The organism is Kitasatospora sp. NPDC001660 (assembly GCF_053596725.1).
In genome coordinates this window covers 94,137-107,874 of the sequence record NZ_JBSFGU010000001.1, presented here as the reverse complement: position 1 = coordinate 107,874, position 13,738 = coordinate 94,137, and the positions used below count along the sequence as shown (strand labels likewise).

The window sequence follows — 13,738 nt, the reverse complement described above, 5'->3', positions numbered from 1 at the left end:
GCCGGGTCGAGCTGGTAGGAACGGTGGTCCATGCACGACACCCCCGGTCCCCTGGCGGGCCCACCCGCGCGCCAAGGCCCACTCGTCCGCATCCGCGGTCTCGGCAAGCGGTTCGGCGGCACTCCCGCGCTGGCCGGGATCGACCTCGACATCCATCGCGGCAGCGTCCTGGCCCTGCTCGGTCCGAACGGTGCCGGCAAGTCCACCCTCATCCGGACCCTCGCCGGGATCCACCACCCGGACCAGGGCGAGGTGACGGTGGCCGGGCACCCGCTCGGCACCGAGGCCGCCGCCCGCCGCATGGCCTTCATCCACCAGGATCTCGGTCTCGTCGAGTGGATGACGGTCGCCGAGAACGTCGCCCTGGTCGTCGGCTACCCGCGCCGTCACGGGCTGGTCTCCTGGCGGCGGACCCGGGAGCGCTGCGCCGACGCCCTCGCCCTGATCGCCGGGCACCTCGACGCCGACGCGCGAATCGCCGACCTCGCCCCCGCCGAGCGCTCGCTCGTCGCCATCGCCCGCGCGCTGGCGACGCGGGCGGAGCTCATCGTCCTGGACGAGCCGACCGCCAGCCTCCCCGCCGCGGACTGCGCCCGGCTCTTCGCCGTACTGCGCACCCTGCGCGACCGAGGGCACGGCATCGTCTACGTCACCCACCGGCTCGACGAGGTCCACCAGGTCGCCGACACCTTCGCCGTCCTGCGCGACGGCCGTCTGATCAGCTCCGGCCCGCTCGCCGGCCACAGCCGCCGGCGCCTGGTCCGCGACATCGTGGGCCGCGAACCGGTCAGCCACCGGGCCGCCCCGGTCGCTCCCACCCAGGGCCCGGTGGTGCTGAGCCTCGACGCGGTGCGGACCGCGAACGCCGGGCCGGTCGGCCTGAAGCTGCGCGCCGGCGAAATCCTCGGCATGGTGGGCCTCACCGGCGCCGGCCACCTCGACCTGGGCCGCGCCCTCGCCGGATCCCGTCCGATCCTCGGCGGGCGGGCCCTGCTCGACGGCCGACCGTACACCCCGCACTCGGTGGCCGATGCCGTCGACTCCGGCGTCGGCCTGGTCACCGGCAACCGTCAGGAGGAGGGCTGCGCCGCAGAACTGACGGTCCGTGAGAACCTCCTGGCGAACCCCCGGGCGGGCGGCCGGTCGGCGCTGCACTGGATCAGCCCGCGGCGCGAGCGGGCCCAGGCCGCCGCCCTGATCGAGCGGTTCTCGGTGCACCCCCGCGACAGCGAGGCGCCGATCGCCACGCTGTCCGGCGGGAACCAGCAGAAGGTCATGGTCGGCCGGTGGCTCCGGGCGCACCGGCGGTTGTTGATCCTCGAAGAGCCGACCGCCAGCGTCGACGTCGGCGCCAAGGCCGAGCTCTACCGCCTGCTCGACCAGGCGCTGGCCGACGGCCTCGCGGTCCTGCTCATCTCCACCGACTTCGAGGAGGTCGCCACGGTGTGCCACCGCGCCCTGGTGTTCGTCCGCGGGACCGTGACCGCCGAGCTGGCCGGTGCGGCCCTCACCGTCACGGAACTCACCTCCGCCGCCTCGGCCATGCCTCCCGTCACCGACGGTGACGGCAACAGGCGTGCGACGGGCCGATGACCGCACCGCCGTCCCGCCGATCCCCGCAGGGCCGCCGGCGCGGGCACCTGATCGGCAGCTACGGCCTGCCGGCCCTCGCCGCCCTGCTGTTCCTGGTCTTCTCCGTCGCGCTGCCGAACACCTTCCCCACGCTCGACAACGTCTCCTCGATCCTGTCCAACCAGTCGATCCCCGCCATCCTCGCGCTCGGTGCGACGATCCCCATCGCCACCGGCAAGTTCGACCTGTCCATCGGCTACGGCCTCGGCCTCGCGCACGTCGCGGTGCTGCGGCTCATCGTCGACGGCAACTGGCCCTGGCCGCTCGCCTGCCTGGCCGTGATCCTGGGCGGAGCGGCCTTCGGGGCCCTCAACGGCGTCATCGTCGAGTTCGGGCGGATCGACTCCTTCATCGCCACGCTCGGCACCGGCAGCATCCTGTACGCCTTCACCGGCTGGATCACCGGTGGCGCCCGGGTCCTCCCCGGTACCGGCGGTCTGCCGGTCGCCTTCACCGACCTCTACGACTCCACCTTCCTCGGACTGCCGGTGTCCGCCTCCTACGTGCTCGCGCTCGCGGCCGTCCTGTGGCTGCTGCAGGAGCGGCTGCCGCTCGGCCGGTACCTGTACGTCATCGGCTCCAACCCGCGCGCCGCCGAACTCGTCGGAATCCCCACCCGCCGCTACAGCGTCTACGCCTTCACCGGATCGGGCCTGGTCGTCGGTTTCGCGGGGGTCCTGCTCGCCGCGCAGCAGCAGATCGGCAACCCGAGCGTCGGCCTGGAGTACCTGTTGCCCGCGTTCGTCGGCGCACTGCTCGGCTCCACCGCGATCAAACCCGGACGCGCCAACGCCCTGGGCACCGTGGTCGCCGTCGCCGTCCTCGCCATCGGTCTGGCCGGCATCGGGCAGCTCGGCGCCGACTTCTGGGCCGTGCCGCTGTTCAACGGCGCGACGCTGCTCCTCGCCGTCGGCCTGGCCGGCTACTCCGCACGCCGCCGGCTGCGCGCCGGCGGCGCCGAGACCCGCGGTCCGCTCACGCCGCCGTCGGCGGACGCGGCATCCTCCCGGGACACGCCGTGAAGCGCGGTGCGGCGACCGTGCTGGCAGCGGTCATGCTGGCAACGGCGGGCGCCGCCGTGGACGGCTGCCAGCGCGGCGTGTCGACCGGGACCGGGGCCCCCGTCGCAGGGCCGTCGAGCGCCGGTTGCCCGGCGGCCACCCTCGCCAGGGCGAAGGCGGACGTCCAGCGGGCCGAGCAGCTCGACGTCCCCTGGAACGGCCCCACCAGCGGCCCCAGGGCGGTTCCCGGCAGGACCATCGTGTACGTCGCCCAGACCATGACCAACCCCGGCGTCGCGGGTGTCGCCAGGGGCGTCGTCGAGGCCGCGACGGTCATCGGCTGGAGCGTCCGGGTGATCGACGGACAGGGCACGCCCGCGGGCACCCAGGCGGCGCTCGGCCAAGCCGTCGGCCTCGAACCCTCGGGCATCGTCATCGGCGGCTTCGACCCGGACCTGACCTCGCAGCAGGTCGCGCAGGCCGACGCGGCGCACATCCCGCTCATCGGCTGGCACGCGGTCGCGGCTCCCGGGCCGAGCAGGAGCCCCCTGCTCTTCAGCAACATCACCACCAGCGTCGGGGACGTCGCGCGGCTCAGCGCGGACTGGGTCATCGCGGATTCCAACGGCAACGCCGGAGTCGTCGTCTTCACCGACGACTCGATCCCGTTCGCGAAGAACAAGTCCCAACTGATCAAGGGCGAACTCGCCACCTGCGCCGGCGTGAGGCTTCTGGCCTCCGAGAACATCCCCATCCCGGACGCGACCGTCCGCACCCCCCAGGAGGTCTCCGCCCTCCTCGCCCGCTTCCAGGGCCAGTGGACGCACTCCGTCGCCATCAACGACCTGTACTTCGCCGACGCCGCGCCCGCCCTGCGCGCGGCCGGCAGGCCCGGCAACGCCGCCCCGTACAACATCGGCGCGGGCGACGGCGACCCCTCGGCCTTCCAGCGCATCGACAGCAGGCAGTTCCAGGCAGCCACCGTCCCCGAGCCCCTCACCGAGCAGGGCTGGCAGATCGTCGACGAGTTCAACCGCGCCTTCTCCCACCAGCCCGCCAGCGGCTACGTCGCCCCGGTCCACATCACCACGGCCGCCAACAGTGGCGGAGCAACTTCCTGGGACCCGTCGGGCTACCGCCAGGCGTACCGGACGATCTGGGGCAGGTAGCGGGCGCGGTGCTGACGGAGGCCGTGCGATCAGTTCGCGTCAGTGCGGTCGTCGGTGAGGGGCTGCCGCGGGGTGGCGGCCCAGCGCCGACGCCCCGCGCTGCCGCTCCCGCTGCCGCCGAGCCTGCCCTTCAACTCATCCCGGGCGGGCTCGGCGTGTGGGCCCGGCTCCTCCCCGTCGGGGAGCCGGTGCGCGACAAGCACGGCGATGTCGTCGTCGAGGGCGGCATCGCTGTACGCGAGCAGGTCCTGGTGCAGGCGGTTCAAGAGCTCGCGTGGCGGCAGGGCGGTCCAGCCGCGGACACGCTGGGTGAGCGGGTAGAAGGCTCCGGTGCGGTCGCGGGTCTCGGTCACGCCGTCGGTGTACAGCAGCAGTTGGTCGCCCGGACGGAAGGGCTCCACGTCGACGTGGTAGTCGCCGCCGAGCAGCACACCGAGGTTGAGGGGCGGCGACGGATCGCACGGAGCCAGTTCGCCGACCCGGCCCTGGTCGATGAGCAGCGGCGGGGGGTGACCGCAGTTGACGATGCGGACCACGGGCTCGTCGCCGGGGATCTCGGCGAGCACAGCGGTGATGAAGCGTTCCTCACTGCCGGGGAGCTGGGCGGCCCGGCGGCTCATGCTCCTCTCCAATCTACGCGCTATCGCGGGCAGATCGGGCTCGTCGTAGGCGGCCTCGCGGAAGGCGGCCAGCATCGCCGCGGCCGTCTCCACCGCGAGCAGGCCCTTGCCCCGGACATCGCCGATCAGCAGGCGCACACCGTGCGCGGTGCTCATCGCCTCGAAGAGGTCGCCGCCGATCCGGGCCTCCGCGGCTGCCGACAGGTACAGGGTTTCGATGCCGATGCGGCCCAGGAGGTGGGGGACCGGACGCAGCAGCACGCGCTGCGCCGTCTCGGCCACCGAGCGCACGGTGGCCAGGGTGCGTTCCCGGCGTGTTCGGTGGGCGGCCAGCAGGGCGCCCAGCATCCCGACCAATGCCGTGGAGAAGTAGGTGGCCACGTAGTGGCGCTCCCACAGATAGCCCACGTCGCGGCCCGCGCAGCACGGAGTGCCCGCCAGGAGGCCTTCGAAGAGCACGGCGAAGACCGTGATGGTGGCGACGAAGGCGGGACCGTGGGCGTAGGCGGCGACGACGGGCAGGGCGATGAGCAGGAAGCTCACCGGCCACTGCACGGGAGTGATCGGTTCCAGCGCCAGGATGGCCGCGACATAGAGGGCCGGCAGCCAGCGTATCCATGCCGGCGGGGCGGGCACCCGCGGCTCCGCCCCGACCGGCTCCGTCGCACGGTGCCGGTCAGCCCCGCCGCGGCCTGGGAGCCTCACCGTGTGCTCCGGTGCCGGTGTGCGCGGTTGAACGAGAAGCCGCGGCGAACCGGCCGGGCACGGGTGGGCGGAGCGGGCCGCCGCGGCCCCACGAGCGGCGGATCCGTCAGCGTGCCGGAGAGCGTCCGCCCGGACGGCGGCGGGATTCCGACAGCCGCGGAGGGCGCCGCGACATGCAGCGGTGTGACCCCGAAATTCCGGTGGCGGGCGTCATCCGGTTCGTGATCCGCCTGTACACACATACCTCAATCATCACGGCACACCAGCCACTGCCGCCTGCCGACGGAGTCGAGCACGCGACGGCATGGCGCGGCACCCCCGACACGTGGCCGGCGCGACGGGGCGAGTGGCACCATGACCCGCGCGACCCCGACCGGGCCTGCCACGGCGATGACCTGCCCGCGGTCCGCGAAGCGCCCGTCGGCCCTCAGGCAACCGGCGCCCGGCGGGAGGCCGCTGCTCACCGCAGCCCCGGGAGACGCCGGGTCGCCGCGTGATCCGAGGTTCGAGTCACCTCACCATGACTTTCAGTGGTGACGTCGGGAGCGGCGTGGAACCCTCCGGGGAATCGGTTGGCGTCCCGGGGCGTGTCGTGCGGAGCGCGGTGGTGGCCGAAAGGTCGGTGGGGGACGGGGTCGCGCCGGTGGCCGCCCGGCCGTGGGGGGTCACCCGGCGGCCGCCGGCGCGAGTTCGTGGGGTGGCGCGCGACGCCTACTGCTTGCTGACCGTGATGGTGTCGGTCAGCGGGCCCCGGTGCCGGACCTCGATGCGGACGCCGGTGGCGGGGTCGGTGAAGGACTGGCCGGGCCGGTAGGCCGCCATGTCGAGCGGCGTGCAGCCCTCGGGCGGGGTGGCGGTGGGGTTGCCGTTGATCACCCGGATCGGGCCGTAGCCGGTCTGGACGGAGGTGTCGACCCGGTAGACCAGCACGCCGGTGGAGCACGCGGACGTGTCGCCGCCGACGGCGCGGCGGGACTCGGCGACGTACGCGGTGGTCTCGCCGGTGCGGATCACCGCGATCTTGGTGCCGCCGGGGCGTTCGATCGCGCGCAGGCGGACGGTACGGCTGCCGGTCGTGGGCAGGCAGGCGACCTGGCGGTCGTCGATCCAGCCGAACTTCCAGCGCTCCCAGCCCAGATGCTGCGGTGCCGGGCCGGAGATGAGGCCCATCAGGTCCCAGCCGCCGACGTAGCGGTGGGTGTCGGTGCCGTCGAAGGCGTACAGGTCGGGCAGGCCGAAGGTGTGCGAGGTCTCGTGGTCCGCGACCTTGGGGCCCCAGTGGTACATGTCCTGGCCGAAGGTGACCGCCCATTTGATCCGCGTGCCGCCCGCCACGATGCCGGGGGCGGCCGGGTCGTACAGGTAGGTGGGCGAGAAGGTGATGGCGGAGGCGGATCTGGTCGGGACGATGTAGAGCAGGTCGTACCGGGAGAAGTCGACGTCCGGGCCCGCGGCCTCGACGACCTGGCGTACGTACGCCTCGTGCTGTTCGAAGCTGATGCCGCGCTGGAAGCCGTAGGAGGTGGACGGCTGCGGCAGGTGGAGCCAGCGGTTGAGCGGGGTGATGTCGAGGCGGGTGCGGCCGTACGAGTCCTGCCTCATCCAGTCGGCGGCGGGGGCGAGTCGGTCGTGGTAGTCGGCGAGGTCGCCGGTGCCCGGGGCGTCGGGGAAGTCGACGAACAGCATCAGGACGTGCTTGGTGCCCAGCGGCTGCTGGAACTGGGTGGCGTCGGTGGTGTGGCCCTCGTCGGTCCAGCCGGTCCGGCCGGGCAGCGCGCAGGCGGAGGCGGAGGTCGGGACGGAGGAGGCGGCGACGCCGGGGCCGGCGGCGAGGAGCGGGAGGGCCAGGGCGATCGCGCCCGCGAGGATACGGGGGTTCAAGAGGTCTCTCCTTTCGGGGGATGGTCAGGCCCGGCCGGAGGCCAGGTCCATCAGGCGGGCGAGGACTCGCCCGCCGGAGGCGGTGACGCCGTCGTGCTCCCACTCGTTGGTGACCCAGGCGCGCAGGCCGCCGACCGCGCGGGCGGTGCGCAGGGACAGGCCGGCGTCCACGTACATGTCGTCGTGGTAGACGGCGGCGGCCACCGGGACCCGGTTCGCGGCGAGCCGGGCCGGGTCGTACAGCTCGGGCCAGTCGGTCCGTGCGGCGAGCAGGTCGGCGGCCTCGGCGAACGGGCGCAGGCCCGCGATCTCCCGGAACATCCAGGGGTAGATCATCTCGCCGGTGAGCAGCAGCGGGTCGGCGTCCTCGGCGAAGGCGGGATGGGCGGACAGGGCGCGTTCGGCGGCCCAGCCGGTGGCGGTGGCGCCGCGGCCGTAGATGGACTCCTGGAGGACGGCGAAGAGCGGGTTGTCGGTGAAGGAGGTCAGCTGCGTGACCTGCTGGAGGAAGGTGGCGGTGGGTGCGCCGTCGGCGTCGAGGGCCTCGTCGAGCAGCCAGTGCAGGCGGGCGGAGCCGTCGCCCATGCCGAGCATGAGGCCGAGGGTGCGCAGACGTCGTACGGTGAGCCGGTCGCCGTCCGGGAGGCGGGTCGGGTGGCGGTCGACGAGGTCCGCGAGGTGCCGGAGCAGCGCGCGGTCGCCGGGGTGGCGGAGGTAGTGGGAGGCGAGCCGCTCGCGCACCCGGGGATAGGTGGCGGCGTACACGTCGTCGGCGGTGGCGTCGAGGCCCGGCAGGCCGCCCGTGATGTAGCAGGCTCGAAGGCCCTCGGGCGCGAAGGAGAGGTAGCTGAGGGTGACGAACCCGCCGTAACTCTGGCCGAGCGTCTCCCACGGTTCGTCGTCCAAGAGCTGACGCCTGATCAGTTCGGCGTCGGCGACGATCGAGTCGGCCCGGTGCAGCGCCAGGTGATCGGCCAGCCGGCGAGCCGGGCCGAGGCCGGCCGCCGCGTGGGCGGTGACGGGGGTGGAGCGGCCGGTGCCGCGCTGGTCGAGCAGCAGTACCCGGTGGGTCTTCAGGGCGTGGCCGAGCCAGCCGCCGGTGTTCAGCGGGCGCGGTGACTTCCCGCCCGGTCCGCCCTGGAGGTAGAGCAGCCAGGGCAGGCGGTCCCGGGCGCGGACCGGGTCGGCGAGCTCGCGGGCGAAGACCTCGATGGTTGCGCCGCCGGGGTCGGCGTGGTCGAGCGGGACGGTGAAGACGTGGTCGGTCACGGCGAGCCCGGGCAGGCGGTGGCTGGTACGGATCACGGGGTTCCTCCAGCGAAGTGGCAGGCGACGTCGTGCCCCGGGGCGATCGCCCGCAGGACGGGCCGCTCGGCGGCGCAGCGGTCGGCCGCCTCGGGGCAGCGGGTGCGGAAGCGGCAGCCGCTGGGCGGGTCCAGCGGGCTGGGCAGGTCGCCGCGGAGCACGATCCGCTCGCGGGCGCGCTCGGCGTCCGGGTCGGGCAGCGGTACGGCGGACAGCAGGGCGCGGGTGTACGGGTGGGCCGGGGCGGCGAACAGGGTGTCGCGGTCGGTGCTCTCGACGACGGCCCCGAGGTACATGACGGCGATCCGGGTGCTGATCTGCCGGACGGCGCCGAGGTCGTGGGCGATGAACAGGTAGGCGAGGGCGTGCTCGTCCTGGAGGTCCTTGAGCAGGTTGAGGATCTGGGCCTGCACCGAGACGTCGAGGGCGGAGACCGGCTCGTCGCACACCACCAGCTTCGGCCGCAGGGCCAACGCGCGGGCGATGCCGATGCGTTGGGCCTGGCCGCCGGAGAACTCGTGCGGGTGGCGGTCGGCGTGTTCGGCCCTCAGGCCGACCCGTTCCAGCAGCCGTTCCACCGGCTCGTCGGGTTCCAGCCCCTGGTAGGCGAAGGGCGAGGCGAGGATCCGGCGGACGGTCTGCCGGGGGTTGAGCGAGGAGAGCGGGTCCTGGAAGACCATCTGGAGTTCACGGCGGACGGGGCGCAGCCGGGTCTCGTCGAGGTCGGCGAGGTCCTGGCCGGCGAAGTGGATGGTGCCGGAGGTCGGCCGCTCCAGCCGGGTGAGCAGGCGGGCCACGGTGGACTTGCCGCAGCCGGACTCGCCGACCAGGCCGAGGGTCTCGCCCGGGCCGACCCGCAGCGAGACGCCGTCGACGGCGGTGACGTGTCCGGCGAGGCGCCGGGTGAGGCCGTGGCGGACCGGGAACCGCTTGACCAGGCCGTGGGTTTCGAGCAGGGGGGTTTCGAGCGGAGTGGTCATGTGGTCGCCTCCAGGGTGGGCAGCCGGTGCGGCAGCGGCCCGTCGATGCGTGGGACGCAGGCGAGCAGGCCGCGGGTGTAGGGCTGTTGCGGCCGCTGGAAGACCTCGTGGACGCAGCCGCGTTCGACCGCCCGGCCGTCGTGCATCACGACGACCTGGTCGGCGAGGCCGGCGACCACTCCCATGTCGTGGGTGATCAGCATGATCGCGGTACCGGCCTCCTGCCGGAGCTCGCGCAGCAGGCCGAGGATCTGGGCCTGGACGGTGACGTCGAGCGCGGTGGTCGGCTCGTCGGCGATCAGCAGGTCGGGCTCCAGGCACAGCGCCATCGCGATCATCACCCGCTGCCGCATCCCGCCGGAGAACTCGTGCGGGTAGGAGCGGGCGCGCCGTTCGGGCTCGGGGATGCCGACCCGCTCCAGCATCCGGACGGCGACCCGGTGGGCCGCCTTCCGCCCGGCCCGGTGGTGGGCTCGGTAGGCCTCGGCGATCTGGAAGGCCACCGGGTAGTACGGGTTGAGGCAGGACAGCGGGTCCTGGAAGACCATGGCGATCCGGTCGCCGCGCAGGCGACGCAGGGACCGCTGGTTCAGGCCGGTCAACTCGCGCCCGTCGAAGCGGATTTCGCCCCCGACCCGGGCGTCGCGGGGCAGCAGCCCGAGCACGGCGAGGCTGGTGACGGACTTGCCGCTGCCGGACTCGCCGACCACGCCGAGCACCTGTCCGGCCGCCAGGTCGAGGTCGAGCCCGGCCACGGCGCGGACGCCGGAGCCGAAGTCGACGGTGAGGCCGCGTACGGTGAGGAGGGTCATCCGACGGCCCTCACTCTCGGGTCGAGCACGGCGTAGACGAGGTCGACCACCAGGTTGGCGAGCACCACGAAGCAGGCGGCGAACAGCGTCACGCCGAGGATCACCGGCTGGTCGGCGCCCGCGATCGCGTCGGCGGCGAGCTTGCCGACGCCGGGCAGGCCGAAGACCGACTCGGTGATGAGCGCGCCGCCGAGCAGGGCGCCGAGGTCCATGCCGAAGATCGTCACGATCGGCATCAGCGCGGGCCGCAGCGCGTGCCGGCGTACCACGGTGACCTCGGACAGGCCCTTGGCGCGCGCGGTGCGGACGTAGTTCCGGCCGAGGCTCTCCAGCATCTCGCTGCGGGTGACCCGGGCGTACACCCCGGCGTAGAGCATGGCCAGGGTGATCCAGGGCATCACCATCGACTGCGCCCACCCGGCCGGGTCCTCGGTGAGGGGGACGGCCGTGGGGTAGGGCAGCACGTTCAGCTTGACCACGAGGAGGTACTGGAGCACCAGCGCGGTGAAGTAGACCGGCAGCGAGACCCCGCCGAGGGCGGCCGTCATCGCGGCTCGGTCCCACAGGCTGCCGCGCCGCAGCGCGGACACCACGCCCGCCGCCACGCCCACGGCCAGCCACAGCACGGCCGCGCCGAGGGCGATGGAGACGCTGACGGGCAGCCGGCCGGTCAGCATCTCCCAGACCGGCCGGTTCGTCTGGAAGCTGAAGCCCAGGCAGGGGAACGGGCACTGGACGGCCTGCGCGCCGGTGCCGTACGTGCGGCCGGAGAGGATGCCGCCGAGGTAGTCCCCGAACTGGGCGAGCGGGGAGCGGTCCAGGCCGAGGGTGGCGCGGATCCCGGCGAGCCGTTCGGGACTGCAGGCCTTGCCGCAGGCGCCCTGGGCCGGATCGGCGGGCATCAGGTAGAAGATCGCGAAGGTGGCGGCGCAGATGACCAGCAGGATGAGCGCGGTGACGGCCAGTCTTCGCAGCAGATAGAGGATCATCGGGGTGTGCTCCGGGGGTCGAGCGTGTCGCGCACGGCGTCGCCCAGCACGTTGAAGGCGAGCACGGTGACGAACAGCAGGGCGCCGGGGATGAGGAAGTAGGCCGGGTCGGCGGCGTACCAGGGCACGGCGGTGGCGATCATCTGCCCCCAGGAGGGCGTCGGTGGTTGGACGCCCACGCCGAGGAAGGACAGCCCGGCCTCGGTGGCGATGCAGGCCGGGATCGACATCGTCGCCACCACCAGCACCGGTCCGGTGAGGTTGGGCAGCACCTCGCGCAGCAGCAGTGTCCGCCGGGACGCGCCGAGCACCCGGGCCGCCGCCACGAACTCGCCGCGGGCGAGCACCATGGCCTGCCCGCGCACGATCCGCCCGACGTAGGGCCAGCCGAAGAACCCGAGCACCACGACCAGCAGCAGCCGGCGGTCGGCACCGGGCGCGGCCGAGATCAGCGCGATCATGAAGATCAGGCTGGGGAAGGACATCAGCAGGTCCATCAGCCGGCCGATGACGGTGTCGGTCCAGCCGCCGAGGAAGCCGGCGAGCAGGCCGAGGGCAGTGCCCAGCGTCACCGACAGGGCGGTGGCCAGGACGGCGATCAGCAGTGAGACCCGCGCGCCGTACACCACGCGGGCGAGCACGTCCCGGCCGTTGACCGGCTCCACGCCCAGCCAGTGTTCGGCACCGATCCCGCCCGCGGCCCCGCGCGGCAGTCCGCCGAGCGCCGGGTCCACCGCCTCGCCGTGGAACGCCGTCGGGGTGGTGCCGGCCAGCCAGGTGATCAGCGGGGCGGCGAGCGCGGTGAGCACCAGCAGGGCGACCGCGGCCGCCGCCACCGCCGCGGAGCGCTGCGTCAGCAGCTTGCGCAGGACGATCATGCGCCCTCCTCGCTTCGCCCGGCGGTCGCTTCGCGAAACGCGCACCTCTCGATCGTCCGCTCGCTCACCTCCGCAGCCCCAGCGAGACGAGGTCGAGCCGGCCGACGAAGGCGGTGTGCCCGTACGCGCCGGTCACGTTCGGCCCGACCAGGACGGCGGCCCTGTCCCAGAGGAACGGCACGACGGGGGCGTCGCGCATGATGCGCTTGGCGAGTTCGCCGTAGGCGCCCTGCGCGGCGGCGGGGTCGCCCATGGCCGCGATCTCGTCCAGCCGGGCGTCGACTTCGGGGGAGTCGTACTGGGCGCGGTTGTTGTTGCCTTCGGTTGTGATCAGCCGGCCGTCGAACAGGATCGGCAGATAGGTGGAGGCACCCGGCCAGTCCGGCGTCCAGCCGTCGATCACCAGGTCGTGCTGCCGGGCCGGGCTGCCGACCGTGCTGTAGAAGGCCGAGGAGCTGATCTCGTTGATCTTCACGGTGATGCCGGCCCGGGCGAGCGAGGCCTGCACCGCCTCGCCCTGGGCCTTGCCGCCGGCGGTGGCCGGGGTGTCGAGGGTGAGCTCCAGGCCGGAGGCGTGGCCGGCCTCGGCGAGCAGGGCCCTGGCCTTGTCCGGGTCGCCCTTGCCGTCCTTGCTCGGGTACGGGTCCTCGGGCGCCGCGCCGGGCAGGGTGGGTGGCAGCAGGGTGGTGGCGACGTCGCCCGCGATCGGGCCGCCGCGGGTGGTGCGCAGGGCGTCCTTGTCGAGCGCGTACGCGATGGCCTGGCGCACCCGGACGTCGTCCAACGGCCGGTGCCTGGTGTTGACGCTGAGGAAGCGGGTGTTGATGGACTCGCCGGTGACCAGGCGTTTCCTCAGCCGCGGGTCGTTCATCACCCGTCCGACCGAGGCCGGGCCGATCGGCTCCAGCGCGACGGCGTCCGCGTCCTCGCCCTGACCGGCGATCAGCCGCTGGTCGACCACCGCCGGGTCGAGATCGAGGTCGATGACGACCTTGTCCGGCAGGCCCTTGCGGACGGTGTCGGTGGTCCGGTCCCATGCGGTGTTGCGGACCAGGGTGAGCTGCTTCTTGGGCTCGAACGTGTCGATCCGGTACGGGCCGGAGGAGAACGGGCGGTTGTCGTAGCCGGCACCGGTGTCCTTGTCCTGCGGCACCGGGGCGAACATCGGCAGCGACACGGCGGAGCCGAAGTCGGCCACCGGGCGGTTGAGATGGAAGACGATGGTCCGCTCGTCCGGGGTCTCGATCGACGCGAGCCCGGCCGGATCCCGGTACGGGCCCTTGTACGTCTCGCCGCCGGCCAGCCAGAGCCGGGCGTACGGTGGGCCCTCGGGCAGCTCGGCGGCGAAGGTGCGCTCGACGCCGTACTTGACGTCCTTGCTGGTGACTGGTCGACCGTCCTCGAACTTCACGCCGTCCTTGAGGGTGAAGGTCCAGGTCCGGGAGCCGTCGGCGGGGCGGCCGGTGTCGGTGGCCAGGTCCGGGACGATCCGTCCGCCGGCCTGCCCGGGGGCGGGGGCGAACGTGGTGAGCGTCCGGTAGAGCAGGCGGCCCACGTCCTGGGTGGAGGTGACGTAGGCGCGGGCCGGGTCCAGGTGCTCCAGGTCGATGCTGGACAGGACGTGCAGCGTGCCGCCCGGCGCCGGGGTGGCGTCCGCGGCGGCGCCGGTGCCGTCCGGCCCGCCGCAGGCCGCCGCCGACAGCAGTCCGAGGGTCGCGGTCAGGGCGCATGCGGCTCTTCGTGTCCTCATGTGTCCCCCTTCTGTG

11 protein-coding genes are annotated in these 13,738 nt (G+C 73.4%); 3 read left to right on the top strand and 8 right to left on the bottom strand.

The annotated features are described in order from the left end of the window. The first annotated feature begins 30 nt into the window (after positions 1-30). Genes ACWCXH_RS00485 through ACWCXH_RS00475 form a run of 3 tightly spaced genes read left to right on the top strand, consistent with a single transcriptional unit; the run spans position 31 to position 3,802 of the window. Positions 31-1,593: a sugar ABC transporter ATP-binding protein gene (locus tag ACWCXH_RS00485; RefSeq protein ID WP_449799079.1), complete on the top strand. Its 1,563-nt coding sequence runs from the start codon at positions 31-33 to the stop codon at positions 1,591-1,593. Next, on the top strand, positions 1,590-2,654 hold the full coding sequence (locus ACWCXH_RS00480) for an ABC transporter permease (protein ID WP_449799078.1): 1,065 nt from the start codon (positions 1,590-1,592) through the stop codon (positions 2,652-2,654). The genes ACWCXH_RS00485 and ACWCXH_RS00480 overlap by 4 nt, the downstream gene beginning before the upstream one ends. A gap of 32 nt (positions 2,655-2,686) precedes the next feature. Then, complete coding sequence (locus ACWCXH_RS00475) at positions 2,687-3,802, top strand: substrate-binding domain-containing protein (RefSeq protein WP_449799351.1); 1,116 nt, start codon at positions 2,687-2,689, stop codon at positions 3,800-3,802. A gap of 29 nt (positions 3,803-3,831) precedes the next feature. On the opposite strand, the gene ACWCXH_RS00470 is transcribed toward ACWCXH_RS00475, so the two are convergent. The 8 genes from ACWCXH_RS00470 to ACWCXH_RS00435 all read right to left on the bottom strand — a co-directional run bounded on the left by ACWCXH_RS00470 (position 3,832) and on the right by ACWCXH_RS00435 (position 13,722). Then, positions 3,832-5,058, bottom strand: coding sequence for a PP2C family protein-serine/threonine phosphatase (locus ACWCXH_RS00470; RefSeq protein ID WP_449799077.1), 1,227 nt, complete (start codon positions 5,056-5,058; stop codon positions 3,832-3,834). Between the two features lie 780 nt (positions 5,059-5,838). Beyond that, entirely contained in the window at positions 5,839-7,008 is a 1,170-nt protein-coding gene (locus ACWCXH_RS00465) for a M6 family metalloprotease domain-containing protein (protein ID WP_449799076.1), read from the bottom strand. A gap of 24 nt (positions 7,009-7,032) precedes the next feature. Further along, positions 7,033-8,310 (bottom strand): alpha/beta fold hydrolase, encoded by a 1,278-nt coding sequence (locus ACWCXH_RS00460; RefSeq protein WP_449799350.1) that lies wholly within the window; start codon positions 8,308-8,310, stop codon positions 7,033-7,035. Next, on the bottom strand, positions 8,310-9,293 hold the full coding sequence (locus ACWCXH_RS00455; RefSeq protein ID WP_449799075.1) for an ABC transporter ATP-binding protein: 984 nt from the start codon (positions 9,291-9,293) through the stop codon (positions 8,310-8,312). The genes ACWCXH_RS00460 and ACWCXH_RS00455 overlap by 1 nt, the downstream gene beginning before the upstream one ends. Beyond that, complete coding sequence (locus ACWCXH_RS00450) at positions 9,290-10,105, bottom strand: ABC transporter ATP-binding protein (protein ID WP_449799074.1); 816 nt, start codon at positions 10,103-10,105, stop codon at positions 9,290-9,292. The genes ACWCXH_RS00455 and ACWCXH_RS00450 overlap by 4 nt, the downstream gene beginning before the upstream one ends. Continuing rightward, complete coding sequence (locus ACWCXH_RS00445; RefSeq protein WP_449799073.1) at positions 10,102-11,094, bottom strand: ABC transporter permease; 993 nt, start codon at positions 11,092-11,094, stop codon at positions 10,102-10,104. Before ACWCXH_RS00445 ends, ACWCXH_RS00450 begins: the two co-directional genes overlap by 4 nt. Beyond that, entirely contained in the window at positions 11,091-11,972 is an 882-nt protein-coding gene (locus ACWCXH_RS00440; RefSeq protein WP_449799072.1) for an ABC transporter permease, read from the bottom strand. The genes ACWCXH_RS00445 and ACWCXH_RS00440 overlap by 4 nt, the downstream gene beginning before the upstream one ends. A gap of 64 nt (positions 11,973-12,036) precedes the next feature. Next, positions 12,037-13,722 (bottom strand): ABC transporter substrate-binding protein, encoded by a 1,686-nt coding sequence (locus ACWCXH_RS00435; protein WP_449799071.1) that lies wholly within the window; start codon positions 13,720-13,722, stop codon positions 12,037-12,039. Between the last annotated feature and the right edge of the window lie 16 nt (positions 13,723-13,738).